This window comes from Labrys sp. E2SS-1L, from assembly GCF_057073705.1.
Genome location: NZ_CP172712.1, coordinates 147,197 through 171,376 on the forward strand (window position 1 = coordinate 147,197; position 24,180 = coordinate 171,376).

Here is a 24,180-nt window from a genome sequence, read left to right on the forward strand (position 1 = left end):
CAGCAGGACTATGGGCCGAGGTCAAGCTGGATCAGGCGGCAGTACTGTGTGGAGGTTTCCGGGGATACAGGCGCGCATGGATTATCCGGGGCAGGCTTATCGCCATCAAGAGCCGAGCTGGCGGCGGCGCCGGGCGCACGGGCATCCTGCCCGTTCTTCCATTATCCCCAATGCGCCGCTTCCAAGAAGGGGCAGGATGCCCGTGCGCCCCTCCCCTACTCCTCGTCCTCCTGGCTCTCCTCCTCGCCGTTCCGCACGTCGCGGCTGTAGACCAGGATCTCGCGCTTGCCGGCGTGGTTGGCCGGGCCGACGATGCCTTCCTTTTCCATGCGCTCCACAAGCGAGGCGGCGCGGTTGTAGCCGATCTGCAGGCGGCGCTGGATGTAGGAAGTCGAGCACTTCTTGTCGCGCATCACCACCTTGAGCGCCTGGTCGTAGAGGTCGCCGCCGTCTTCGGAGCCCATCGCGGTCTTGTCGAACACCGCACCGTCGGCGGCCTCGTCGTCGCCGCCCTCGTCCTCGTCGGCGGTGATGGCGTCGAGATAGTCGGGCCGGCCCTGGGCCTTGAGATGGGTGACCACCTTCTCCACCTCCTCGTCGGAGACGAAGGGCCCATGCACGCGCGAGATGCGCCCGCCGCCGGCCATGTGCAGCATGTCGCCCTGGCCGAGGAGCTGCTCGGCGCCCTGCTCGCCCAGGATGGTGCGGCTGTCGATCTTGGTGGTGAGCTGGAAGGAGATGCGGGTGGGGAAGTTGGCCTTGATCGTGCCGGTGATGACGTCGACCGAGGGACGTTGCGTCGCCATGATCAGATGGATGCCGGCGGCGCGCGCCATCTGGGCCAGGCGCTGGATCGGCCCTTCGACGTTCTTGCCTTCCTGGATCATCAGGTCGGCCATTTCGTCGACGATGATGACGATGTAGGGCACCGGCGAGAGGTCCATCTCCTCCTGCTCGTAGAGGGCCTGGCCGGTTTCCTTGTCGAAGCCGGTCTGCACGGTGCGCAACACCGTCTCGCCCTTGGCCATCGCCTCGGCGGCACGCTGGTTGTAGCCGTCGATATTGCGCACGCCGAGCTTGGCCATCTTCTTGTAGCGCTCTTCCATCTCGCGCACGGCCCATTTGAGCGCGAGCACCACCTTCTTCATGTCGGTGACGACGGGCGCCAGCAGATGCGGGATGCCGTCATAGATGGAGAGCTCGAGCATTTTGGGGTCGACCATGATCATGCGGCACTCCTCCGGCTTCAGCCGGTAGAGCAGCGACAGGATCATGGTGTTGATGGCGACCGACTTGCCCGAGCCGGTGGTGCCGGCGACGAGCAGATGCGGCATCTTCTCGAGCTGGGCCATCACCGGCTCGCCGCCGATGGTCTTGCCCAGGGCGAGCGCCAGCTTGAACTTCGACTTCTCGAAATCCTCCGAGGCCAGAAGCTCGCGGAAATACACCATTTCGCGCTTGGAATTGGGCAGCTCGATGCCGATGACGTTACGGCCGGGCACCACGGCGACGCGGGCCGACAGCGCCGACATCGAGCGGGCGATGTCGTCGGCAAGGCCGATGACGCGCGCAGCCTTGATGCCGGCAGCAGGCTCCAGTTCATAGAGCGTCACCACCGGGCCGGGGCGGACATTGATGATCTCGCCGCGCACGCCGAAATCCTCCAGCACCCCTTCGAGCAGGCGGGCATTCTGTTCCAGCGCCTCCTGGGAGACGCCGACACCGCTCTGCTTGCGGGGTTCCGCCAGCAGCGAAAGCGGCGGCAGCTCGTAGCGATGCTCGAAGGGGAAGTCCGGCTCGCTCTCGCGCTGGAGACGCTTGCCCGGCTTCGGCGCCGCGCTCGGCTGGGCCACCCGTGTCGTCGTGATGGCGGGCTCGACCCGGCGCGCAGCCTCCTCGGCGCTGATCAGCGGCCGGCGCGGCGGCGGCATCGGCGGCAGCTCGTCCTCGTCGTCATAAGGCTGATAGCCCGGCTGGCTGCCGGAATATTGATCGATCGCCTCGGGCAGTCGATCGTCCAGTTCCTGGCCGTCGAGTGACACGGCCTCATGCGGACGCCGGGCATCTGCGCGCGGAGCGGTGCGCGGCGTGAAGGCCGGCTCGCGGCGGGCCGGCCCGGGCTCGGCCTGCGCCGAGACGGGGCGAGCGATGAGGTGGGCGGCCGCCTTGACGCGGGCGAAGAGATCGGAAATGCCGCCGGGCCGGTACATCGGCGGCTCGCGACCGTCGCGCTCATAGCGCTGGCGTTCGATCCGGCTCGGCGTGACCTTGACGCGCTTGCGGAACAGCGCGCTCTTGGCCATCAGCCCCCAATGCATCAGGGCGCCGAGCACGGCGGAACGCTCGTCCTCCTCATCCTCCTCCTCGCTCATCCGGCGCGGCTGGCCGCGGATGCGCATCGGCATTTCCGGTGCCGGGCGCTCCTCCTCGCGATATTGGAAGAAGAAGCCGGAGGCGATGGCCAGGGTGAAAAAGGCACCGAAACCAAGTGCCAGCGTCAGCACGGCCTGGCCGATCACCGACTTGCCGGCGAAGAACAGCGGCGTGAACAGATAGAAGACCCAGTCGCCGACCGCGCCACCCAGGCCCGTGGGCAGCGGCCAATGCGCGGTGACCGGCAAGCCCGACAGGCAGCCAGCCGCCAGGAGAACGCCCACGACGAGGCAGATCAGGCGCATGCGCTGCGAATCGAAGGCCTTGTGGGCGAGCAGGCGCCAGCCCAGGAAGGCGAGCGGCGCCAGCAGCGAAATCGAGGCGATGCCGAACATCTGGGTGAGGAAATCGGCGGTGACGGCACCGGAAAAGCCGAGCCAGTTGCGGATCGGCAGGGCGCCGCCGACATGGTTGTAGCTGGCATCCTGCACCGACCAGGTCGCCAGCGCGATGGCGGCCAGGCCCGTGAAGCCGATCAGCGCCATGCCGAGCAATTCGTTCAGCCTGCGCGTCAGCATGCTCTTCAGTTCGTCGGGAAGAGCGTAGCTTTGTGCAAAGCCGCGTCGCATGGTCCGCATTGCCGTAAACCTCAAAGTTGCAAGGTGCGGCAATCCGGATCGGATCGAGACGTCCTTTCGGAAATCTGACGGGAACGCAACACCAATAGCTCAGGCTCACGCTAGGCAAGGCGGGTTAAGGGCCGGTATATGGCAGGGGACAGCCAATTTCCGGGTGCTTGACCGTATTTTCAGCGGTTTTCCGGCCCTGCGGGGCGTTTCCTGGAGGCGGACAAGATGTCCGCGCACCCGGGAATGGGCCTCGGCTTCATCGGAAGTTACCGGGATGGTTTATGCGGCGTAAATTTGGCGCGATCCGGAGCGCGGACTTCCAGTCCGCTCTTGGAATCGCAGCGGTTGCAGGATGGGAAGAGCGGACATCGCGACATGCAAGCATGTCGCTGTGATGTCCGCGCTCCGATATCCCTCACACCGGCTGGGCCGAGTCGAGCCGGTAGGTCCAGGTCTCCGTCAGCGTCTCCGAGCCCAGGCGCAGGAAGGCTCGCAAATCGACGTCCTCGCCGGGCGGCGGCTCGGCGTCGAAGCTCGCCCTCACCCCGTTGATGGCGGGATTGGCCACCACGGAAGGGCCCGAGACCGTGCCGTTCGAGCCCCAGATCACCAGCTCGATCTTGCTGACGTCGAGGGCGACGTCCTTCAGACGGTCGCCGACGAAATCGATCAGGAAGCGGGTGACGCTGGGCTTGCCGGCGGTGGTGGCGGCGGCATTGTGGGTTTCGAACGTGGCATAGGCTTGGCCGCCCTGATGCAGCGGACCGGCAACGGCATGGATGACATAGGAAATCTGGGTCTCGCTGCCGGCCTTGGGCTGGATGTCAGGCACCCAGGTGGCAACGACATTGTCGTCGGTCTCGGCATTCGAATGCAGTTCCACCAGCACCACGCGCCCCTGCCCGAGCCGGCTCTTCATCTCGACCCAATAGCCGGGGCGCTTGTCGTAGAGAGCCTCCAGATCCTGGTAACTGCCGAAGGCACGGTCGCGCTGGAGGAGACCAAAACCCTTGATGTCCTTGGAAAAGAAATTGGCGACGGAATTGCGCGTGGGGTTGCGCAGCGGACGCCATAGCCATTCCCCGCTCTCGGACTGGATGGCCAGCCCGTCGGAATCATGCACTTCGGGGCGGAAGTCCCGCGGGCGGTTGAGGGTATTCTCGCCATAGAGGAACATCGAGGTCAGCGGTGCCAGGCCCATCTCCTTGAGGTCCTTGCGCGCGAAGAGGGTGGCCTGCACTGCGACATCGTCACCGGTGCCGGGCTCGAAAGTAAAACGATAAGCGCCGGTGACGGAAGGGCCGTCGAGCAGGGCATGCACGGCGATGCTGCCCTGGCCGGCCTGCGGCGTCTCGACCCAGAATTCGACGAAATCGGGAAACTCCTCGCCCGGCCCGCCCGAGCCGAGCGAAAGCCCGCGCGCGGAGAGGCCGTAGTGCTGCCCCTTGCCGAGGAAGCGGAAATAGCTGGCGCCCAGGAAGGCGGCGAGCTCGTCCATCTTGCCGCTGTGATTGAGCGGATAGAGCAGGCGTATGCCGGCAAAACCCAGCGAGGTCGGCAGGCCTTGCGGCGGCCCCCTGTCGCCGAAATCGAACAGATCGGGCGAATAGAACAGCGGCTTGACGGTGCCATCGGCCACCAGATTCACCTTGGCCTGATGCTTGAAGATGCTGCCGCGATGGAAGAGCTGCAGGCCGAAATTCGAGCCGCCGTCACGCAGCAAGGTACGGTCGGTGCGGAAGTTGATACGACGGAAATCGTCATAGCTGAGCTGGCTCAGGCTTTCGGGCAGGGCATCCCCGGGGCCGACATAGGGCTTGGCCGCCAGCTCCCTCGCCTTCGCGATCACCATCTCCGGACCGAAGGCATCCGTGGCGGCAAGGGCACCGCCCCATCCGGTCGCCAGGCTCGCACAGGCCGTTCCGGCCAGTTGCAGGGCGGCACGTCTGGTCAGATCCATGTCAAAGCATTCCCATGTCAAGGCCGGAACACCAGCGAAGGCATTCACGGCCGCAATTTTACGTTAGGGGAATTGGGCCCTGCCAAAATGGCTGGATTTTGTTGCAAAAATGACGCGGCGGGGGTGCTGTTCCCTAGAGCAAAGCGCGTTCAGGCGTGAACGCTTTTTTGCTCTCACTCTTTGGTTCGACGCGTCTTTGCGATTCTTGGTGATTCCATCAAATCACAAAACGCTTTAGGGATCGGCCCAGCGCCATCCAGGACGCCCGACCTTGCAGGACGGCGCAGGACACGCGGTGTGCCGGTCTTCATGCCGGCATTGTCCCCGCCGGCAAGCGCTTCGGCACGGATAGGCAGAGCGGAAATTGCCGGTCTGAAGACCGGCACACCACGCCCGAGCCCGCTTAGCCACCTCCCGAAAATGCTGTCAATTGCAGCGGGTTTTTTCTACCCTTCCAGGACACCCCGACGATCCCTGGGAAATGCGCAGCCTGAGACGGGTTTCCCCAACCGCAAGGACCCCGATTCATGTCTCAGACCGGCCGCCCATCCTTTCTCAGGAGCTTCCTCGCCACCGAGGCGGCCGGCGGCATCATCCTGATGGCGGTGGCAGCGCTCGCCCTGATCGTGGCCAATTCCCCGCTCGGCGAAGCCTATTTCCACACGCTCCACCTCTATGTCGGCGGCCTCAGCCTGCTGCACTGGATCAATGACGGGCTGATGGCGCTGTTCTTCCTGCTGGTAGGCCTGGAGATCAAGCGCGAGGTGCTGGACGGGCAATTGTCGAGCTGGCCGCGCCGGGCCCTGCCGGGCATCGCCGCAATCGGCGGCATGGTGGTGCCGGCCCTGATCTTCGTGGCGGTCAACTGGCGGGCCGAGGGCACCCTGCAGGGCTGGGCCATTCCCTCGGCCACCGACATCGCCTTCGCCCTCGGCGTGCTCGCTTTGCTCGGCCCGCGCGTGCCGGCCTCGCTGAAAGTCTTCCTCACGGCGCTCGCCATCATCGACGATCTCGGCGCGGTGGTGATCATCGCCCTGTTCTATACCGCCTCGCTGAATATCTGGATGCTCAACGGCGCCTTCCTCGTTCTGGTGGTGCTTTCCGTGATGAACCGGCGCGGCGTCACCTTCCTACCGGCCTATCTGGCGCTCGGCGCGGTGTTATGGGTCCTGACCTATCTGTCGGGCGTACATGCCACGCTGGCCGGCGTGGCGCTTGCCTTCACCATCCCGCTGCGCCGCAAGGGCGGGCACGAGCATGATCACACACCGCTGCACAAGCTCGAGCACGGGCTGCACCCCTGGGTAACCTATCTGATCGTGCCGGTCTTCGGCTTCGCCAATGCCGGCGTCGCCCTCGGCGGCCTGTCGCTCGGCAATTTCGTCGATCCCGTCACGCTCGGGGTGACGCTCGGCCTGTTCGTCGGCAAGCAGATCGGCGTCTTTGCCTTCGCGGCCCTCGCCATCCGGGCCAACTGGGCCGAACTGCCAGCCAATGCCAGCTGGCGCCATCTCTACGGCGTGGCGCTGCTCTGCGGCATCGGCTTCACCATGAGCCTGTTCATCGGCGGCCTTGCCTATGCCAATGCCCCGAACCTGCTCGACGAGACCAAGATCGGCGTGCTGCTGGGCTCCATCCTTTCGGCCATATTCGGCGCAATCTTGCTGCGAACCACCAAGCCGCAACACTAAACGTTCAATTGCATGCGGCGGCGCACAATGATATTCCAGCGCGCCGCTCCCATATGGGAGACGGTTGTACATCCGACAATTCACGGAGAAGGACTTAAGACAGTGGGTTACAAGGTCGCCGTCGTGGGCGCCACAGGCAATGTGGGCCGCGAGATGCTGAACATTCTGGCCGAGCGGGCGTTCCCCGCCGATGAAGTGGTTGCTCTGGCTTCGCGCCGCAGCCTGGGCACGGAAGTTTCGTATGGCGACAAAACGCTGAAAACGCGGGACTTGGCCACTTATGACTTCTCCGACACCGACATCGCGCTGATGTCGGCCGGCGGTGACGTATCCAAGGAATGGTCGCCGAAGATCGGCGCGCAGGGCTGCGTCGTCATCGACAATTCCTCGGCCTGGCGCTACGACGCCGACGTACCGCTGATCGTTCCGGAAGTGAACGCCGATGCGGTCGCAGGCTTCTCGAAGAAGAACATCATCGCCAACCCCAACTGCTCCACCGCCCAGCTCGTGGTGGCGCTGAAGCCGCTGCATGATCGCTTCGGCATCAAGCGCGTCGTCGTCGCCACCTACCAGTCGGTCTCCGGCGCGGGCAAGGAAGGTCTCGACGAACTCTTCGCCCAGACCAAGGCCATCTATGTCAACGACGCGGTCGAGCCGAAGAAGTTTCCCAAGCGCATCGCTTTCAACGTGATCCCGCATATCGATGTCTTCATGGAAGACGGGTACACGAAGGAAGAATGGAAGATGGTGGCCGAGACCAAGAAGATCCTCGACCCCAAGATCAAGCTGACCGCGACCTGCGTGCGCGTGCCGGTGTTCATCTCCCATTCGGAAGCCGTGAACATCGAATTCGAGAAGCCGGTGACGGCGGACGAAGCCCGCGAGATCCTGCGTTCGGCGCCGGGCTGCCTGGTGATCGACAAGCGCGAGCCCGGCGGCTACATCACGCCCTACGAGGCCTCGGGCGAGGATGCCACCTACATCTCCCGCATCCGCGAGGACATCACGGTGGAGAACGGCCTGGACATGTGGGTTGTCTCCGACAATCTGCGCAAGGGCGCCGCGCTCAACGCGATCCAGATCGCCGAGGTGCTGATCAACCGCAAGCTGCTTCCGGCCAAGAAGAAGGCGGCCTGAGGTTTTGACGTTTGAAAGCCGCCGTTCGGGCAACCGGACGGCGGCTTTTGTTTTTCGAGCAAGGTGCAATTTCTCCGAATCGCACTTCTTCTCTAACTCTTTATTTCAACGCGTTTTCTTGATCGAAAAGTCTATCGGCTTTTCTGGAAAACGCTTTTGAGCTCCCATGTCCAGCGCCGATTCCGCCGTTCACCGTCCCGCCCTGCCGTCCTCCGTGCTGGCGGCCCTGTTCGTGCCCTTGTGGTCGACGGGCTTCGTCACGGCGCGGTTGGTGGCCCCCCATGCCGAGCCGCTGACCTTTCTCGGCCTGCGCTTCGTGGCGGCGGGGTTGCTGCTCGGCGTCTATGCGTTGTGGAGCGGCGCCTCCTGGCCCCAGAACGGCCGGGCCTGGCTGGATGCGCTCGTGGCCGGCCTGCTGATCCATGGCCTCTATCTCGGCGGCGTGTTCTGGGCCGTTTCACACGGCCTGCCTTCGGGCATATCGGCGCTCATCGCCGGCCTGCAACCGCTGCTCACCGGTCTCCTCTCCAGGCCGCTGCTCGGCGAAGAGGTCTCGCGCCGGCGTGCGCTCGGCATCGTCATCGGCGCGGCCGGCGCCGGGTTGACCCTTATTCCCAAGCTCGGCGCGAGCGGGGATGGCGGCATTCCGCTTGTTCCACTGCTCGTTTGCCTGGGTGGCATGGTGGCGATCACGCTCGGCACCATCTGGCAGAAGCGGCGCGGGCGCGGCGCCGATCTCGCCACCAACACCGCCGTGCAATATGCCGGCGCCATGGTGCCGATCGTCATCGGCGGCCTCGCGACCGAGAGCGGCCATTTCGACTGGGCCTCCGTCGCCGCCTGGACGGGCCTCGCATGGTCCGTCTTCGGCATGTCGATCGGCGCCATCCTGCTCCTGATGGTGCTGATCAAGCGCGGCGCGGTGGCCCAGGTTGCGGCGCTGCTCTATTTGGTACCCGGTGTCTCCGCCCTGATGGCCTGGGGCATGTTCGGCGAAGCCCTCACCCCCATCCAGATCGCCGGCCTCGCCATCGCGGCACTCGGCGTGGCGGTCGCCAACAAGGGATAGCTTCCTCGCGGCACATCAAATCGGAAGCCGGCGAAACTGCCCGCCTCTGCCGGGGCGCGGACACTTCAACCGGCTTCGACGACGAACATCCTCGCTTGCTGGGCTTTTCGGCGTTCGGCCTTGATCGGCGCATACTTTTCGGAATTGTAGAAGGCCAGCGCCTGGGCCAGGGTCGGAAACTCGAACACGCCGGCCATGGGAAGAGGCGTCTCATCGCCCTCAAGCACCTGTGCGACACGGCCGAAATGCAGAATCCGTCCGCCAGCCTCCTGCAGAGCCGCCTGAAAGCGAGGGGCGAGTGCTGCCTGCTTGGCTGGGTCTGTCACCCGCAGATTGACATGCACATATGCGGCCATGGCAAAATCTCCAAATAATGTATATACAGTATTGCGGTCCCACCCGGTTGTCGAGAGTGCCAACGTGAGCAGGCTTGATCCAGAATCTCTCAAGGACATTGCCGCGGAATGTCCGGGCTTTCGGGCTCGCGCGACCGCCCGGGCGGTCACGCGTTATTACAACGCCTGCTTCAAGCCGCTCGGGCTGACGGCCGAGCAATTCAGCCTCCTGGTTGGAATTGGAGCGTCCGAAGCAGCGACACTCGTTGACCTTGCAATCAGCGCCGGAGTCGATGCGACGACACTCAGCCGAAACGTTCAGAACCTGGAGGCACGAGGTCTGGTCCGCGCCGAAGGTGGCCGTGGCCGCGCAGGAAAGCGGCTGGAATTGACCGAGTCCGGGCGCGGCCTCCTCACACAGGCATTTCCCGTATGGAAATCGGCCAAGACCAAACTGTCTCGCCATATGGGCGATGAACGCCTTCGGTCGGCAACACAGGCAATGGCGGAATTAGCCGAGGCTGCGGCGCGGGCATAGAGTCCGCGCACTCCCCTACCTTACTGGCCGTAGGTCGCGGTAATCGTGGCCGAGGCCAGGGCATTGGCGCGGATCATGAAACCGATCATCGCGCCGCTGGCCGTGGCAGGCAGATCCAGCTTGGGCACCTTCAGCGCGGTGATCGTCAGGACATAGCGATGGGCTGGGCCGGGTGGCGGGCAGGCGCCCATGAAAGCGGGCATGCCGGCATCGTTGCGCCCCTGGACCGTTCCCGCTGGCAGCGCCTTGCCGTCCCCCGCCCCGGACGGCAGGGATGTCGCCGAGGCCGGAATGTCGTACACGATCCAGTGCCACCAGCCCGAACCCGTCGGCGCATCGGGATCGTAGAGCGTCACCGCATAGCTCCTGGTGCCTTCGGGCGGGTTCTTCCAGTTCAAAGCGGGCGAGACGTTTCCGCCCGAACAGCCGAAGACGTTGGACACCTGTGCCTTGGCGAGTACAGCTCCCTCGCCAATATCGGCACTCGCCAGTTCAAAGGCCGGGGCGGGCTGGGTGGCGGCAAATCCCAGCGCCACGGCGCTGGCCAGGATGTATTTCATGATTGAGCTTCCTTCGTTCAGGGAAGCGATCCTGTCATCCCGTTGGCATCGCGGCAGCGCCATCCAGCTCGAATTCCGTGCTGTTCCGATCAAACTCACGATGATGACCTCTGATTTCGCTGGGTGCAAAACCAAAGCGACTGCGGAACCGCACAGAAAAACGGGAGGCGGAGTCATAGCCGACATCGAGGGCAATCCGTGTAACCGGCTGGTCGGTCGATTGCAGCAGATAGAGCGCAGCCGTCATGCGGACATCGATGAGCAGGCTGGTGAAGCTGGTGCCGCGTTCGGCAAGATGGCGGCGCAGGCTCGGCTCGCTCATGCCGATCGAGGCTGCGACCGGGGCGGTACGCCAGGAACGAGCCGGCTCGGCCACCAGCATCCGGCGCAGGCGCGCCACGAGATCGTTGCCGCCGCGCAGTTCGAAACCATAGCCGAACCCATCCAGCCAAAGCAGGATCTCGCGCACACGCGCCGCGGCCACTGCCTCAGGCAAGGTCTCCCGTTCCGCGATGGCCCGCGCCGCGACATCGCAAGCATGCCGGAACGCTGCGGATGGATCGACAAGGACCTCGATCCTGCGCAGGGGCGGAACATTGGCGACCCGCAGGTCCCGAAAGAGAGCAGGCGCGAAATTCAGGGCGACGGCGCGATAGGGGCCGTCGGATGCCGGCTGGTTGATCACGTCGAAATCGCAGCCGTCCGGCACCAGCACGATCTGGCCGGCGGAGGCCGTCAGCTCGACGCCATCGCTGCGGATGATCTTGCGGCCCCTCTCGACCAGCACCAGGCCGGGGCCATCGGAAGCGAGCCTGCGGCACAGCAGCGAGGCGTGCTGCACCACCTCCGCCGCACTGCCGATACCGGACCACGAACGGATCGTCCGGCCCAAGGCCAGATCGCCCCTGGAGATATCGCTTTTGCTCACCCTCTTCGCCTCGCATCAAGACAGCACGACCGCCCCGGGCACGCTGCCTCCAAAGGCAGGCACCCCTTCAGGCAAGCCGGACGACCCAAATCGTCGCCCCGCCGCAATCGGGATCTTCCATCACGTGGGAGATGACATCAAAGCCGTTGCTCTCCAGCAGGTGGCGGTATTCCCGCACATCCAGGCTGCCGTGATAGAGCGGCTCGCCCTGAAATGTGCCGACTGCCTCGCCATGCCCGGTACCGCTGGTGAAGATCAGCACCGCCTTCGGATTCGCATGCCGGCGAAAGATCGGGAACATCCCCCTCTGGTCCGCCGGCGGGAGATGGAAGAGGCTGTTCCAGGCGATGATGCCGTCGAAAGTCCGGCCAAGCGCCAAGGTTCGCATGTCGCCGGCCAGCCAGTCGTGGCCCGGGAAGCGCGCCTGGCAGAGCCCGACCAGGGCGGGAGCAGCATCCAGGCCGGTCACCCGATGCCCCCGTTCTATGCAATGGCGGGCGACCGGCTCGCCAGCACCGCAGCCGATATCGAGGATAGAAGCCTGCACTGCCGGCAGAAGCGCCAGGAACCGGTCGAACCAGGCCTCCTCGAGGAAATGCCGACGCCGTATTTCGTCCCAGGCATCGGCATGGGCTTCGTAAAGGCTGACGACCAGGTCTGCGGGGTCCCTACCGCCAGGCCGTTTCGCCCCGGATGGCATTCATCAGCCGCCCTGGTAGATATAGTAGCGCACGCCGTTGCCGGGGTCGACGAAGCTGGTCTTGGTGCGGTCGCGCACCTTCTGCCCGGCCGTGAAGCGGCGGCAGCGCCCATCGGCCATGTGGTTGTCGAACTCGCGCTGGAATTGCTCCCCTGAAGCATGCAGCGTGCCGACATGCTGCTGGGTGCGGCAAGCCACGATGGGCCGCTCCAACCCGCGCGTCACCATCTCCACCTTCGGCGGCGTGGTGGAACAGGCGCCCAGCATGGCGAGCGGGGCGAAAAGTGTGCACAGACGGAACATCGGGGGTCCTTGAGCGAGTGGGAGGCCTATTGTCCCGCGACCGCATCGTGGCAGCACACGCAGAGCTTGTTGCCATCGGGGTCGCGGAAATAGGCGCCGTAATAGTCGGCATGATACTCGGGCCGCAGTCCGGGCGCACCCTCATCCGTGCCGCCATGGTTAAGGGCCGCTTGCCAGGCCCGAGCCACGGCGGGCCGGTCCGGCGCCAGAAAGGCGACCATCGGACCGTTGCCGGGTGCTGGTATCTGTCCGTCGAAGAAGGGCCGGCCGATCAGGAAGATCGGGCGCGAGACGTCCGGCCTGACCCAACCCGCCCAGGGACGCTGATTGGGCCGCTCATCTTCGCGAAAGCGCAGCACCAGTCCCAGCTCCGTCAGCACGGCCTCCTAGAGCAAAGCGCGTTGATGGCTCAACGCTTTTTTTCTCTAACTTCTTGGTTCGACGCGTCCTTGCGATTCCAGACGACTTCGTCAAATCGCAAAACGCTATGGAAATGAAAGGCCCTGTCGAATTCGCCGACGCCGAGGAAGGTGTGCGAGATCAAAGACCTACTCCACCGTTACGGTGCTGAGGTCCTCGAAGCGGCTGAACAGAGCCAGATCGTCGCGGTGGATCATCTCGCTGGGGCCGGCCCAGCCGAGCACGTCCTCGATGCTGCGGCTCTTCTTGCCGGCGATCTGGGCGGCCTCGCCGATGTCGTAGGCCACCAGGCCGCGGCCGATCTCGGCACCGGAGGGATCGCGGATGATCACCGCGTCACCCTGCGAGAAGGTGCCCTCCACCCGCTTCACCCCGGCCGGCAGCAGGCTGGCACCGCCGCGCAGGGCCTTGGCAGCGCCGGCGTCCACATGCAGCGTGCCGCGCGGTTCGAGATGGCCGACGATCCATTTCTTGCGGGCAGTGACGGGATTGGAGGGGGTGAGGAACCAGGTACAGGGTCCGCCTTCCTCGATACGCAGCAGGGGCTGCTCCACCTTGCCCGAGGCGATCACCATGGTGGTGCCGCCGCCCACCGCGATCTTGGCCGCCTCGACCTTGGTGCGCATGCCCCCGCGCGAGAGCTCGGAGCCGGCATCGCCGGCCACGCCCTCGATCGCGGCGGTGATGCGCTGCACCACCGGTATCAGGGTGGCGGCGGGGTCGAGATGCGGCGGCGCGGTATAAAGGCCGTCAATGTCGGAGAGCAGCACCAGGCAGTCCGCCCCGGCCATGGTGGCGACGCGTGCGGCGAGCCGGTCATTGTCGCCATAGCGGATCTCGGTGGTGGCGACGGTATCGTTCTCGTTCACCACCGGAACGCAATTGAGCTCGAGAAGCTTGTCGATGGTGCGGCGGGCATTGAGATAGCGCTTGCGCTCCTCGGTATCGCCGAGCGTCACAAGGATCTGGGCCGCCGTCAGCCCCTGCGCGCTGAGGGTCTCGGCCCAGGCCTGCGCCAGCCCAACCTGGCCGACGGCCGCCGCCGCCTGGCTCGATTCCAGCGCCAGCGGGCCCTTGGGCAGTTGCAGGAGCGTGCGCCCCAAGGCGATGGCGCCGGAGGAGACCACGATCACCTCGGCGCCGCGCTGGGTGTGACGGGCGAGATCGGCCACCAGGGAAGCCAGCCATTCGCGGCGCAGCTTGCCCTTGGCCTGGTCGACCAGCAGGGAGGAGCCGATCTTGACGACGATACGACGGAAGGAACTGAGTTCGGGCATGGCGGGACGGAGCTGAAGCGTGGTGGGAGGCGCGGTGGCAAGGCAACCGTACCGGTCAACACGGCCTAATGCGGCCAGCGCCGTTCGACAAGCGCAAACACGAAGCAGCGGTGGCAGATCGGGGCCGGCAGGGCGCCCCCAGTTGGCGCCCGTCCCGCCAGGTCACTTCACTTCCTTTCCTCGCTCACCAGAAGCAACACCTTGATGTCCGTCTTGGGCACGTAGTTCTTCACCACCATCTCGAACGTGGTCGGGCCGATCTTCTTCACGCCTTCGCCGCAGAAGGACACCAGCGTCTTGGGATCGCCCTTGTCGACCACCAGGCGGAAATCGCCGATCGGGCCGGCCCAGTTGCCGCCGGAGGTGATGACATAGGCCAGATATTGTTCGTAGCTGACGAAGGTCTTGCCTTCATCGGCCGAAGCGCGCTTGCGCAAGGCTGCCGCCGCCTTGGTGAAGGCCGCATCGGTGCAGAAATCCTTCTCGTAGGACTTGCGCTGCTTGGCATCGAGATCCGGCGAGCCGAAGACGAGAGACGAGACGCCGCCATGGCTGGGCACGTAGTCCTGCTGGACGATCACGTCCTTGCCGGCCGGGAACACCTGCTTGCGCCAGAATTTCGAGCGCAGGGTCCAGAGCGGGTAATAGACTTGGCGTTCGCCCTTGTCGTCGGCGTTGTAGCTGTCCTGATAGACGATGTCGGCATCGGCCAGGGCCTTGCGATCGGCTTCGCTGAGGGCATTGATGGCCTTCTCGGTCGCCTCGATGGTCGGCAGCATCGGAATCTTGAGAGTTTTCAGCCTGTCGGTGATCTCGACATCGGGCTTGCCGTCCGTGCCCTTCATGAAGGCGCGCTGCTCGACCTGCGATTCCACCGGCTTGCCGTCGACCTTGGTGGTGAACTTCAGGAAATTGTCGCTGGTGGGATCGGGAATGTCGGTGATGCCGCCGGGCCCGTCGCCGGTGATGTCGGGCATCGGAAAGGCTACCAAGGCCTCATAGTCGGCATTGGTGAGGTTGCGGAAACGATAGCTGATCTTCACCGCCTTGATCGACAGATAGAGATCCTCGGAGACGAGCGCGATCTTGTCGGTCTTGGTGAGCACGAGTCCGCCGGCATCGAGAGAGGCCAGGGTGTCGTCGGCCCGCGCGGGCGATGCCAGCAGGGCGGCAAGAACGGCAATGGCCGGGATGAAACGGGGCACGAACGACTCCTCACAACAACATGAAACAAGCGCGGCGAGCATATAGGTGTCACCTCCCCGGACACAACGTCACGACATGGCTCAGGGGAGTGTTCGCGCATGGCAATCGTGATCACAGCCCAGATCTGAACCCTTCTATTCTTTGCGACTCTATCTTGTGGCTAAGCTCATCGGGACGATCTTAGCGCTTGGCGGTATGGTAGGAGGAATGCAACAAATAGATCAGGGAACATGAAACGTCGGCTTTAGCGGACAATCAAACCAACGGATCGCGCAAAAGCCTGTTTCGGATAAAACAAGGGGTCGTCAATGGCACGCAGCGCAAGCCGCTCTCGCTCCGGTGCAGCACAAACCCGCCACAGCCAGGCGGCGGCGCTGATCGGCCAGCGCATCGTTGCCGGAGAATGGGCGGTCGGCATGGCACTGCCGACGGAAGCCGACCTCTCGCGCGAACTCGACGTCTCCCGCGCCTCGCTGCGCGAGGCCATCAAGCTCCTGGCCGGCAAGGGCCTGCTCTCCTCCACCCCGCGCCGCGGCACCATCGTGCAGCCCCATGCCAATTGGAACCGGCTCGATGTCGATGTCCTGGTCTGGCAGACCTCGGGCGGCGCGACCAAGAGCTTCGTCAAGGACCTGTTCGAGCTGCGCCGCATGATCGAGCCGGAGGCCGCGGCCCTCGCCGCGCTGCGCGCCACGCCCGAGCAGCGGGCCTCCATCGCCGAAACCTTCGAGGCGATGGCCAATGCCGAGGACATCCAGCTTTCCATCGACGCGGATCTCGCCTTCCACCGCGCGATCGTGCGGGCCACCAACAATGTGCTGCTGGCCGCCTTCCAGCCGGCGATCGAGGCTTCGCTCGCCGTGTCCTTCAAGGTCTCGCGTGCCGGCAATGTGTTGCTGCCCTACACCGTGCCGATGCACCGCGCGGTAGCCGAGCCGATCCTCGCCGGCGATGCCGACGGTGCCCGCAAGGCCATGCTCGCCCTGCTCGACCGCTCCGAAACGGATGCGGAAAGCGCGGCCGTCGAAGACAAGAACTGATACCAGCGGTCTTGGTGCTTGTCCGGTCAAGCACCGTCATTGCGAGCGTAGGGAAGCAATCCAGGAATTGTGGCCGCCACGTTTTCCACCCCTGGATTGCTTCGCTACGCTTGCAATGACACAGAGGCAGATATCGCTGCCGCCAGTATAAATAGGCAAGAAAAAAGGCCCAGTCCGTCTTCGCCCACGAGGGGGACGACGGGCTGGGCCTTTTCATGGATCCGAAGATCGACCCGATCAGTAGGGGTTGACCACCTGCGCATCGGCGATGCGCGAAGCTGAGCCGAAGTCGAGATTGTAGATGTCAGGACGGAAATGGGCGGTGCCGTCCGGCGTGACATAGGCGGTCATGTAGACCCAGTGCACCGGAACGCGGTCCGGGATGGCCTGGTCCTTGCGGGCACCGGTCGCAATCTCCTGGCCGACGCGCTTGGCGTCCCAACCGGAGCCGAGCAGCCAGGCGGCGAGATCGTTCACGCCCTGCACGCGCACGCAGCCATGCGAGAAGAAGCGGTCGACCGAGCCGAACAGGCGCTTGGACGGCGTGTCATGCATGTAGACCGAATCCGAGTTCGGCATCTGGATGCGCAGCTGGCCGAGCGAATTGCCGGCGCCATAGGCCTGGCGAATGGTGTAGTTGGCAGCCTTGCCGCTCGACCAGTCGATCGTCTTGGGATCGATGGTGCGGCCCGAACCGTCGATCACCGACATCCTCTGGCGCGAGAGATAGGAGGGATCGCGCACCATATGCGGGCCGATTTCCTTCTTGATGATGGATTGCGGCACCGTCCAAGTCGGATTGAAGTTGATGGCGCTGATGGTGGCGTCCACCTCGGGCGAGGGATTCTGCGGACGGCCGACCACGGCGATGTAGCGGCGCGCCACCTCGCCATTCTCGATGGCCTCGACCTGGGCGCTCGGGATGTTCACCACCACATAGCGGCGGTTGAAATCGATGAAGCGGGCACCGACCCGCTCCATGTTGTGGCCGATCTGGACCAGGCGGTGCTGCACCGAGACGGCCATCTGGGCGCGGGTGCGTTCATCGATCTTGCCGGTGGCCTGCAGGCCGTAGCGCTGCTGGAAGCGGCTGACGGCAGTGGTCAGCCTGGCATCCCATTTGGGATTGTCGCGCTCGGATTCCGGTAGGTCCTTCTCCATCACCAGGCGCTGGCGCAACGCCAGCACGGCACTGCCCGTGGCCCCCTGGGACAAGCCGGCGGGCGGAGCAGCGGGGAAGCCGCCATTGCGGGCGATCTGGGCATAATATTGCGACAAGCCGTTGAGACGGTCGAGCGAGCCGGCATCGAATGTCGGCATCGAGGACCAGGGCGTGGCCGGGATCTTGATCGGCGTCGAGGCGGCGTAGGACGGACCGGCTGGAACCGGCTTCTTGGCCACCTTGGGCTTGGCCGGCGTGGCGGCAGGCGCCGCGGGGGCAGCATTGTCGGCTGCCGCGGGAGCCGTCGGAGCCACGGGAGCGGCAGGTGCCGAGGCATCGGGAGCCGAGACCGTCGCCGCCGGTGCAGGAGCAGCCGGTTCAGGAGCAGCCTGCGCGGCCGGCGCCGGAGCGGGGCTGGCGGGCTGGGGCGCCTCAGCGGCAGCAGCGGGAGCGGCCGGGGCAACAGGTGCCTCAGGAGCCGCAGGCGCGGCAACCGGAATGTCCGCCGTTGGCGGGGTGCTGTCCTGTGCCAAGGCCGGCGAGGCCAGAACCAGGGCCAAAACGGAAACGGCGGCCAGAACAAGAGGGGTAGACTGCTTCATAGCAGGAACTTCCACGCTGGTTGCCGAAACGTAAGGTCCGGCACAAAAAGGGATCATAGGCAGCCCTCTATCACGCGACCGGGCCGCGCGGTATGGCCGCCACAGTCTTGCCGCACGATTGTCGGACGGCGTGTCCGATTAACCACATCAGCACTATGTGCTCCGAACCTAATCCGAAGTTTTGGCCTCAAAAGGGCAGAGCTTCTTCATAGCCCAGGGGAGTTAACAAGAAGATATGCCGAGCGGGAGCGTCCCTCCCACCCCCCGCCTGGCGTCCGACAAAAAAGCGGCCGCCTCTCCCCTGGCGAGGAAAGGCGGCCGTGCTTTTCGGAGCTGGAAAATCGGCGCCCTGTCAGCGCGTCGCAACCGGCTTTTCGCCGCGATAATCGTAGAAGCCGCGCTTGACCTTGCGGCCGAGCCAACCGGCCTCGACATATTTCACCAGCAGCGGGCAAGGCCGGTATTTGGAATCGGCCAAGCCCTCATGCAGCACCTGCATGATCGACAGGCAGGTGTCGAGGCCGATGAAATCAGCCAGCTGCAACGGGCCCATGGGATGATTGGCACCGAGCCGCATCGCCATATCGATGGATTCGACCGTACCGACGCCCTCATAGAGCGTGTAGATCGCCTCGTTGATCATCGGCAGCAGGATGCGGTTGACGATGAAGGCCGGGAAGTCCTCGGCCACCGCAACCTGGCGATCGAGCTTGGTGATGAAGGCCTTGGCGGATTCAAACGTGCCGTCATCCGTGGCGATGCCGCGGATGATCTCGACCAGTTGCATCACCGGCACCGGATTCATGAAGTGAATGCCGATGAAGCGCTCGGGCCTATCGGTAGCCGCGGCCAAGCGCGTGATCGAGATCGAAGAGGTATTGGTGGCGAGGATCGCCTCCGGCTTCAGATGCGGGCAGACATTGCCGTAGATCTTGACCTTGACGGCCTCGTTCTCGGTGGCGGCCTCGATCACCAGATCGCAAGCACCCAGACCTTCCACATTGGGCTCGGCCTTGATGCGGGAGAGTGCTTCGTCGTTCTGGGCCTGCGTGATGAAACCCTTGGAGACCTGGCGCTTGAGATTGCCGTTGACGGTGGCCAGGCCATTGTTGACCCGATCTTCCGACACGTCGTTGAGCACCACGTTCAACCCGGCCAGAGCGGCGACATGCGCGATGCCGCTGCCCATTTGCCCGGCGCCCACAATCCCGACCGTCCTGATATCCACCGTCATTTCCAGTTCCCTGCCATTTGCTCGATCTTATCGAGGCAATCGGCGCGTGGGAAGACCGCAGTCGCAGCTTTCCTGCAGGCCTGTCGGTCGAAATGGTCGCATTCTGACGCCGGCCTCTCGCGAGGAGAAGTGCGTCCCATGCGGCCCGACCTGCCGGAAGAATATCACGAAACGGGCTGCCTGGAAAAATGCAGCTCGATGAAACCGTGATTTCCCTAGATCAGGCAATGCCCGCCATCGATATGGATGGTCTCGCCCGTGGTGAAGGCACTCTGCATCAAATAGAGATAGGCGGGGGCGACATCTGCGGGGGTCGCGATCCTGCCCGCCGGCAGGCGGCCCGCCATGCCCGCGAAGAAGCCGGATTTGGCCTCTCCGACGATCTCGTCCCACATCGGCGTATCCACCCAGCCAGGCGAGACGATGTTCACGCGCCGCGGCGCCAGTTCCAGCGCCAGGGCGCGGGCGAAGAAGCCGAAGGAACCGGCGATCGCCGAAACGACCGCGCCTCCGGGAACCGGCGGCCGGTCCTTGTTGATTCCGGAGGTGAAGATCATCGAACCGTCCCGCCTCAAGGTGGCGGCGGCGTGCTTGGCCAGCATGACGGCGCCGATCAGCTTGTTGTCGACGAAGCGCCGCACCATTGCCATGTCGGTGCGTTCGATAGGATCGCCTGGCGGTGGCGTTCCGGCCGTCGACACCAGATGATCGAAGGCGCCGGCATTTTGGAAGAGCCGGGCAAGATCGGCCTCCTCCGTCATGTCGGCAACGACGGATCGCACCTGCAGGCCCGCATCGAGGCTCTGCTCCGCAGCCCGCAGCTTGTCGGGTGAGCGGCCGACGATCACCACGTCCGCACCGTTCTCCAGGGCCGCCCTGGCGACGCCAAGGCCGATGCCGGAGCTCCCCCCGACGACGATGATCTTCTGTCCCGTGAACGCGGCCATGGGAAACCTCCGATTGTCTGCTGTCACAGGGATGGGTCAGGCCCGGCCCGCATAGGCCGCCTCGAGATCGGCGACGATGATCTTGGTCATCTTGTATAGGGCCTGTCTGACCCGATCCGCCTTCTCGCGGTCGGGATCGGCCATCAGCCGCAGTGTGACCTCCGGGATGACCTGCCAATAGACGCCATATTTGTCCGTCAGCCAGCCGCACGGCTTTTCGGAGCCGCCATCGGCCGTGAGCGCCTGGTAGTAATAGTCGGTCTCGGCCTGATCTGACGTCTCGACATAGAGCGAGAGCCTTTCATTGAAGGGCGGCATCGACCCGGCGTTCAGCGCCGTCAGGCGCAGCCCCTCGAGTTCGAAGTCGAAGGTGGCATGCGGAACCGTCCTGTTCGTCCCGGAGATCCAATCGGTGAACTCGGTATCCCCGAGCGCCTTGGCGTTCTTGAAGACCGATAGATAGAAGTCCCGGGCCTCCCGGGCATTCAGGTTGAACCAGAGAAAGGGATGGATCGTTGCCATACTGTCCTCGTGAGGATTGATCACAAATCCTGCGCATTGTGGGCAGCAGATTCTCGACAGACAAACCAAAATTCGGCATATTCCTGTGATTCAAACTCACAGATATCATGGCTCGTAAACTTCCACCCCTTCATGCCCTGCCGAGTTTCGAGGCCGCAGCCCGGCATCTGAGTTTTTCCCGGGCGGCGCAGGAGCTCAACGTCACCCATGGCGCCATCAGCCGGGCGATCAAGACTCTCGAAGACCGCCTCGGCGTCCTCCTGTTCGAACGCACGAGCCGTACGGTGCGCCTGACTACCGTCGGCGCCCCCTATGCGCGGGCGGTTCGCGACGTGCTCGACCAATTGGGGGGCGCCACCGCTGCGGCGACGGCCCACCAGTCGAGCTCGACCCTGAACGTCAGCACCTCCGACGGCTTTGCGGGACGCTGGCTGGTGCCACGCCTCTATCGTTTCCATCGCGCAAACGGCGATATCGACGTGCGGGTCTCGACCACCGGCAGGCTGACCAACTTCCTGGGCGACGGCATTGACATTGCCGTACGCTATGGCGGCGGCACCTATCCGGGCCTGACCTCGGAATTCCTCATGGGCGAAGAGGTCTTTCCCGTCTGCAGCCCGAAGCTGCTGGAGGGCGCTCATGCGCTGCGCCGGCCCGAGGATCTCAGGCACCACACCCTGATCCATGACGGTTTTCCGATCAATTGGGCAAGCTGGCTCGCCAGTGCCGGGGTCGAGGGCGTGGATCCGCATAGCGGGCTCACCTTCGATTCCTATTCCTTCGCCGTCGAATCCGCGGCGCAGGGCGAAGGCGTCGTACTCGGCCGGACCATGCTGGTCGCCGCCGATCTCGCTGCCGGTCGGCTGGTACGCCCTTTCGGACACGCTCTCAAATCCCTCTCCAGCTTCTATGTCGTCTATCCCCCCGACGCCATCCGACAGCGCAAAGTGAAAGCTTTTCGCGACTGGCTCTTTGCGGAGATGGCGCCGCCATCGGCTTGACCACGGCCTAAGGCCTTGCAGCCGAAGCCTGGCGTGCCCTATTTAAGGCGGCAAAGTCTCGCATTGGCGATGCGGGCGGATCGGGCGGCGAAACCCGCAAGCAAGGCCGGGTCCTCGGCCGCGCGCCCCGCCTTCCGGCACATGGGAGCTGGGACGGCACGCTCCTTCCACCTTGTTCAATTGATTTGAGAACGCACGACCGATCATGACGATTTCGAACGAAGACGAATTGCTCAAGCTCAAGGAGATCGGCCGCATCGTCGCCAACACGCTGGCGGCGATGGGCGCTGCGCTCGAACCGGGCATCACCACGGCCGAGCTCGACGCGATCGGCCGCAGGCTGCTCGAACGGGAGGGAGCCCGCTCCGCACCCGAACTTTGCTACGATTTCCCCGGCGCGACCTGCATCAGCATCAACGAGGAGATCGCCCACGGCATTCCGGGCCAGCGCCGGATCGAGCCCGGCGACCTCGTCAATATCGACGTCTCCGCCGAGAAGGATGGCTTTTTTTCCGATACCGGCGCCTCCTTCGCGGTGGAGCCGGTCTCCAAGGCCACCCAGCGCCTGCTCAGGGACGGCAAGCGGGCGATGTGGACGGGTATCCGCCAGGTTGGCGCCGGCCTGCCGCTCGCCAATATCGGCAACGCCATCGGCGAATTCGCCCGCAAGAACCGCTATACGCTGGTGCGCAATCTCGCCAGCCACGGCGTCGGCCGATCCCTGCATGAGGAGCCCAAGGAGCTCGCGACCTGGCCTGATCGCTCCGAACGCCGGAAGATGCAGGAAGGCCTGGTGTTCACGGTGGAACCGTTCCTTTCCCTGGGCGCCGAATGGGCTGCGGATGGCGACGATCCGTGGACATTGTTCAGCGAACCCCGCGCCCCGACCGTGCAATATGAGCATACGGTGGTGGCAACCCGCACCGGTCCCCTCGTCCTCACGCTGGCGGCGTGAGGCCCCCCGGAGGAAGCGAGAAGCAAGCCCAATGGACGTCACCACTCTCGCAGGCCTCTACCGGGCCTACATCGCCTGCCTCAACCGGCAGGACTGGAGCGAACTCGGGCATCATGTCGATGAGGCTGTCGAGCATAATGGCCGGCGGCTGGGGCTGTCAGGCTATCGCGGCATGCTCATCAAGGATTTCGAGGACATTCCCGACCTGGCCTTCCACATCGAGCTCCTGGTCTGCGAACCGCCCCTTGTGGCGGCCCGGCTCGCCTTCGATTGCACGCCAAAGTCCGGCTTCCTCGGCCTGAAGCTTGACGGGCGCAGGGTCTCGTTCACGGAGAACGTGTTCTACACTTTTAAGGCCGGGAAGATCGTCACGGTATGGTCTGTAATCGACAAGGCCGCGATCGAGGCGCAACTGGAGCTCTGACGAACGGTCCCGCCAAGAGGCGAGAATGTGTCGCGGTCCGGCCGCCACTTGCGACAGCGTCGATCTCGGGTGCTATGGTCGCCGCCCAACCCCGAAGCCGATGGAAGCCGACGATATGCCCTCCTTTGACGTGTTGCTCGCCTTCATCGTCACGACGGCCCTGTTTTCCGTACTGCCGGGCCCCTCCATGCTCTATGCCGCGGCCAGAACCATGGCGGGTGGGCGCCAGGCCGGGCTGATGGCAGCGCTCGGCCTGCATCTGGGCGCCTATGTCCATGTCGCCGCAGCGGCCGCCGGCCTGTCGGTGCTGTTCCATGCGGTGCCCATCGTCTATGCCGGCGTCAAGCTCGCCGGTGCCCTCTACCTGATCTGGCTTGGCATCACCCTGTTCCGGGCGCGGCAAAGCACGGATGCCGGGACGACCGGCGCCACTCGCTCGGCCCGCCAGGCCTTCGCGCAAAGCGTCACCGTCGAGGTGCTCAACCCGAAGACCGCACTGTTTTTTCTGGCCTTCCTGCCGCAATTCGTCGACGGTGCCGCCGCTTTTCCGCTCTGGCTGCAATTTGCCATCCTGGGCACGGTCGCCAATGTCCTGTTCGGTTTCGTCGATGTGGTGATCGTGATGCTGGCCGCCGTGATCATCGGCCGGCTCAAGCGTTCCTCCGGCGTGCAGCGACTGATGCGCCGCGTGGGCGGGGCGATCCTGGTCGGCATGGGCGTCCATCTCGCCCTGCAGAGGGGTTAGCGAAAGCCCACGATATTGATCGAGAATACAGTCGCGATCAGCCGCATTGCTGCGCGAGCAGCCCCTGATAGAAGCCGAGCTCGGTCACTCTCGCCGACCAGTCGGCATCGGGATTCAGTTGCGCCGTCCCGCATCGCCGCATGATTGGAGCCGCCGTTTTCAGCACGTCGACACGCCGCCGATAGACTTGGCAGATGGCGGCCTGGTCAGTCGCACTGACGGCCCTCAGCTCTTGATCCGAAGCTCGCATGGCCTGTTCCGCCGCCACGACCTCAGTGGTGCAGGAGGATCTGTAGGGCGAGAGAGCGATCCACGAGGCGAGGAAGGCGATCGCGGCTGCCGTCGCGAGAAGGGGCGTCCTCCACCGCTTGAGTGACGGCATGAAGATGGCCTCCGGTTCTGGTTTTCTCAATCAGCCAGAT

Annotated in this window: 24 protein-coding genes; 9 read left to right on the forward strand and 15 right to left on the reverse strand. The window is 64.5% G+C overall.

From position 1 onward, the window contains the following. Window positions 1-215: 215 nt before the first annotated feature. The gene (locus tag ACIGJE_RS00680; RefSeq protein WP_415086119.1) at window positions 216-3,011 is read right to left on the reverse strand and encodes a DNA translocase FtsK; all 2,796 of its coding nucleotides are present in this window, start codon (window positions 3,009-3,011) and stop codon (window positions 216-218) included. 406 nt (window positions 3,012-3,417) lie between these two features. Further along, window positions 3,418-4,962: an OpgD/OpgG family glucan biosynthesis protein gene (locus ACIGJE_RS00685; protein WP_415086121.1), complete on the reverse strand. Its 1,545-nt coding sequence runs from the start codon at window positions 4,960-4,962 to the stop codon at window positions 3,418-3,420. Window positions 4,963-5,489: 527 nt separating this feature from the next. Between ACIGJE_RS00685 and nhaA the strand changes: the two genes are divergently transcribed. From nhaA to ACIGJE_RS00700, 3 genes are all read left to right on the forward strand, one after another. After that, the gene (gene nhaA, locus ACIGJE_RS00690; protein WP_415086123.1) at window positions 5,490-6,653 is read left to right on the forward strand and encodes a Na+/H+ antiporter NhaA; all 1,164 of its coding nucleotides are present in this window, start codon (window positions 5,490-5,492) and stop codon (window positions 6,651-6,653) included. A 102-nt stretch (window positions 6,654-6,755) separates the two neighbouring features. Then, window positions 6,756-7,790, forward strand: a complete 1,035-nt coding sequence (locus tag ACIGJE_RS00695) for an aspartate-semialdehyde dehydrogenase (RefSeq protein ID WP_311935718.1) — start codon at window positions 6,756-6,758, stop codon at window positions 7,788-7,790. 166 nt (window positions 7,791-7,956) lie between these two features. Next, entirely contained in the window at window positions 7,957-8,859 is a 903-nt protein-coding gene (locus ACIGJE_RS00700) for a DMT family transporter (RefSeq protein WP_415086125.1), read from the forward strand. A gap of 65 nt (window positions 8,860-8,924) precedes the next feature. Here the strand turns inward: ACIGJE_RS00700 and ACIGJE_RS00705 are convergent, their stop codons facing one another. Further along, a complete protein-coding gene (locus ACIGJE_RS00705; protein ID WP_311935712.1) occupies window positions 8,925-9,215 on the reverse strand; it encodes a DUF1330 domain-containing protein in 291 nt (96 codons plus the stop codon). 64 nt (window positions 9,216-9,279) lie between these two features. Between ACIGJE_RS00705 and ACIGJE_RS00710 the strand changes: the two genes are divergently transcribed. Continuing rightward, entirely contained in the window at window positions 9,280-9,732 is a 453-nt protein-coding gene (locus ACIGJE_RS00710) for a MarR family winged helix-turn-helix transcriptional regulator (protein WP_415086127.1), read from the forward strand. A gap of 20 nt (window positions 9,733-9,752) precedes the next feature. Here the strand turns inward: ACIGJE_RS00710 and ACIGJE_RS00715 are convergent, their stop codons facing one another. From ACIGJE_RS00715 to ACIGJE_RS00745, 7 genes are all read right to left on the reverse strand, one after another. After that, the gene (locus tag ACIGJE_RS00715) at window positions 9,753-10,292 is read right to left on the reverse strand and encodes a YbhB/YbcL family Raf kinase inhibitor-like protein (protein ID WP_311935706.1); all 540 of its coding nucleotides are present in this window, start codon (window positions 10,290-10,292) and stop codon (window positions 9,753-9,755) included. Window positions 10,293-10,326: 34 nt separating this feature from the next. Further along, entirely contained in the window at window positions 10,327-11,220 is an 894-nt protein-coding gene (locus tag ACIGJE_RS00720; RefSeq protein ID WP_483679084.1) for a helix-turn-helix transcriptional regulator, read from the reverse strand. 67 nt (window positions 11,221-11,287) lie between these two features. Then, window positions 11,288-11,920, reverse strand: coding sequence for a class I SAM-dependent DNA methyltransferase (locus tag ACIGJE_RS00725; protein WP_483679085.1), 633 nt, complete (start codon window positions 11,918-11,920; stop codon window positions 11,288-11,290). A 3-nt stretch (window positions 11,921-11,923) separates the two neighbouring features. Next, complete coding sequence (locus ACIGJE_RS00730; RefSeq protein ID WP_483679086.1) at window positions 11,924-12,223, reverse strand: hypothetical protein; 300 nt, start codon at window positions 12,221-12,223, stop codon at window positions 11,924-11,926. A gap of 26 nt (window positions 12,224-12,249) precedes the next feature. Then, window positions 12,250-12,603 carry a VOC family protein gene (locus ACIGJE_RS00735; protein ID WP_483679087.1) on the reverse strand — a complete coding sequence of 118 codons (354 nt, stop codon included), beginning with the start codon at window positions 12,601-12,603 and terminating at the stop codon, window positions 12,250-12,252. A gap of 168 nt (window positions 12,604-12,771) precedes the next feature. Then, entirely contained in the window at window positions 12,772-13,920 is a 1,149-nt protein-coding gene (gene proB, locus ACIGJE_RS00740; RefSeq protein WP_367625972.1) for a glutamate 5-kinase, read from the reverse strand. Between the two features lie 167 nt (window positions 13,921-14,087). Continuing rightward, window positions 14,088-15,125: a DUF4424 family protein gene (locus tag ACIGJE_RS00745; protein ID WP_311935685.1), complete on the reverse strand. Its 1,038-nt coding sequence runs from the start codon at window positions 15,123-15,125 to the stop codon at window positions 14,088-14,090. Between the two features lie 309 nt (window positions 15,126-15,434). On the opposite strand from ACIGJE_RS00745, the gene ACIGJE_RS00750 reads away from it, so the two are divergent. Next, window positions 15,435-16,166, forward strand: a complete 732-nt coding sequence (locus ACIGJE_RS00750) for a FadR/GntR family transcriptional regulator (protein WP_082980066.1) — start codon at window positions 15,435-15,437, stop codon at window positions 16,164-16,166. Between the two features lie 237 nt (window positions 16,167-16,403). Here ACIGJE_RS00750 and ACIGJE_RS00755 read toward each other — a convergent pair whose 3' ends face one another. The 4 genes from ACIGJE_RS00755 to ACIGJE_RS00770 all read right to left on the reverse strand — a co-directional run bounded on the left by ACIGJE_RS00755 (window position 16,404) and on the right by ACIGJE_RS00770 (window position 20,633). Beyond that, window positions 16,404-17,930, reverse strand: coding sequence for a L,D-transpeptidase family protein (locus ACIGJE_RS00755; RefSeq protein ID WP_483679088.1), 1,527 nt, complete (start codon window positions 17,928-17,930; stop codon window positions 16,404-16,406). A 352-nt stretch (window positions 17,931-18,282) separates the two neighbouring features. Beyond that, window positions 18,283-19,164 (reverse strand): 3-hydroxybutyryl-CoA dehydrogenase, encoded by an 882-nt coding sequence (locus tag ACIGJE_RS00760; protein ID WP_311935676.1) that lies wholly within the window; start codon window positions 19,162-19,164, stop codon window positions 18,283-18,285. Between the two features lie 215 nt (window positions 19,165-19,379). Beyond that, window positions 19,380-20,111 (reverse strand): SDR family oxidoreductase, encoded by a 732-nt coding sequence (locus ACIGJE_RS00765; RefSeq protein ID WP_311935673.1) that lies wholly within the window; start codon window positions 20,109-20,111, stop codon window positions 19,380-19,382. 36 nt (window positions 20,112-20,147) lie between these two features. Further along, complete coding sequence (locus ACIGJE_RS00770) at window positions 20,148-20,633, reverse strand: VOC family protein (RefSeq protein ID WP_394312438.1); 486 nt, start codon at window positions 20,631-20,633, stop codon at window positions 20,148-20,150. Window positions 20,634-20,740: 107 nt separating this feature from the next. Here ACIGJE_RS00770 and gcvA point away from each other — a divergent pair, with 107 nt between their 5' ends. From gcvA to ACIGJE_RS00790, 4 genes are all read left to right on the forward strand, one after another. Next, on the forward strand, window positions 20,741-21,634 hold the full coding sequence (gene gcvA / locus ACIGJE_RS00775) for a transcriptional regulator GcvA (protein WP_483679089.1): 894 nt from the start codon (window positions 20,741-20,743) through the stop codon (window positions 21,632-21,634). A 205-nt stretch (window positions 21,635-21,839) separates the two neighbouring features. Beyond that, window positions 21,840-22,589 (forward strand): type I methionyl aminopeptidase, encoded by a 750-nt coding sequence (map, locus tag ACIGJE_RS00780; protein WP_483679090.1) that lies wholly within the window; start codon window positions 21,840-21,842, stop codon window positions 22,587-22,589. Window positions 22,590-22,620: 31 nt separating this feature from the next. Further along, on the forward strand, window positions 22,621-23,013 hold the full coding sequence (locus tag ACIGJE_RS00785; RefSeq protein ID WP_483679091.1) for an ester cyclase: 393 nt from the start codon (window positions 22,621-22,623) through the stop codon (window positions 23,011-23,013). Between the two features lie 115 nt (window positions 23,014-23,128). Continuing rightward, the gene (locus tag ACIGJE_RS00790) at window positions 23,129-23,758 is read left to right on the forward strand and encodes a LysE family translocator (protein WP_311935657.1); all 630 of its coding nucleotides are present in this window, start codon (window positions 23,129-23,131) and stop codon (window positions 23,756-23,758) included. Window positions 23,759-23,795: 37 nt separating this feature from the next. Here ACIGJE_RS00790 and ACIGJE_RS00795 read toward each other — a convergent pair whose 3' ends face one another. Then, entirely contained in the window at window positions 23,796-24,140 is a 345-nt protein-coding gene (locus ACIGJE_RS00795) for a hypothetical protein (RefSeq protein WP_311935654.1), read from the reverse strand. Between the last annotated feature and the right edge of the window lie 40 nt (window positions 24,141-24,180).

Excerpts from the sequence above, each read along its gene's own strand:
- map (WP_483679090.1), top strand. The coding sequence starts at position 21,840 with ATGACGATTTCGAACGAAGACGAATTGCTCAAGCTCAAGGAGATCGGC.
- ACIGJE_RS00725 (WP_483679085.1), bottom strand. The coding sequence starts at position 11,920 with ATGCCATCCGGGGCGAAACGGCCTGGCGGTAGGGACCCCGCAGACCTG.
- ACIGJE_RS00785 (WP_483679091.1), top strand. The coding sequence starts at position 22,621 with ATGGACGTCACCACTCTCGCAGGCCTCTACCGGGCCTACATCGCCTGC.
- ACIGJE_RS00755 (WP_483679088.1), bottom strand. The coding sequence starts at position 17,930 with ATGAAGCAGTCTACCCCTCTTGTTCTGGCCGCCGTTTCCGTTTTGGCC.
- ACIGJE_RS00765 (WP_311935673.1), bottom strand. The coding sequence starts at position 20,111 with ATGGCCGCGTTCACGGGACAGAAGATCATCGTCGTCGGGGGGAGCTCC.
- ACIGJE_RS00730 (WP_483679086.1), bottom strand. The coding sequence starts at position 12,223 with ATGTTCCGTCTGTGCACACTTTTCGCCCCGCTCGCCATGCTGGGCGCC.
- ACIGJE_RS00705 (WP_311935712.1), bottom strand. The coding sequence starts at position 9,215 with ATGGCCGCATATGTGCATGTCAATCTGCGGGTGACAGACCCAGCCAAG.
- ACIGJE_RS00790 (WP_311935657.1), top strand. The coding sequence starts at position 23,129 with ATGCCCTCCTTTGACGTGTTGCTCGCCTTCATCGTCACGACGGCCCTG.
- ACIGJE_RS00685 (WP_415086121.1), bottom strand. The coding sequence starts at position 4,962 with ATGGATCTGACCAGACGTGCCGCCCTGCAACTGGCCGGAACGGCCTGT.
- ACIGJE_RS00680 (WP_415086119.1), bottom strand. The coding sequence starts at position 3,011 with ATGCGGACCATGCGACGCGGCTTTGCACAAAGCTACGCTCTTCCCGAC.
- ACIGJE_RS00795 (WP_311935654.1), bottom strand. The coding sequence starts at position 24,140 with ATGCCGTCACTCAAGCGGTGGAGGACGCCCCTTCTCGCGACGGCAGCC.
- ACIGJE_RS00700 (WP_415086125.1), top strand. The coding sequence starts at position 7,957 with ATGTCCAGCGCCGATTCCGCCGTTCACCGTCCCGCCCTGCCGTCCTCC.
- proB (WP_367625972.1), bottom strand. The coding sequence starts at position 13,920 with ATGCCCGAACTCAGTTCCTTCCGTCGTATCGTCGTCAAGATCGGCTCC.
- ACIGJE_RS00715 (WP_311935706.1), bottom strand. The coding sequence starts at position 10,292 with ATGAAATACATCCTGGCCAGCGCCGTGGCGCTGGGATTTGCCGCCACC.
- ACIGJE_RS00760 (WP_311935676.1), bottom strand. The coding sequence starts at position 19,164 with ATGACGGTGGATATCAGGACGGTCGGGATTGTGGGCGCCGGGCAAATG.
- gcvA (WP_483679089.1), top strand. The coding sequence starts at position 20,741 with ATGGCTCGTAAACTTCCACCCCTTCATGCCCTGCCGAGTTTCGAGGCC.
- ACIGJE_RS00770 (WP_394312438.1), bottom strand. The coding sequence starts at position 20,633 with ATGGCAACGATCCATCCCTTTCTCTGGTTCAACCTGAATGCCCGGGAG.
- ACIGJE_RS00750 (WP_082980066.1), top strand. The coding sequence starts at position 15,435 with ATGGCACGCAGCGCAAGCCGCTCTCGCTCCGGTGCAGCACAAACCCGC.
- nhaA (WP_415086123.1), top strand. The coding sequence starts at position 5,490 with ATGTCTCAGACCGGCCGCCCATCCTTTCTCAGGAGCTTCCTCGCCACC.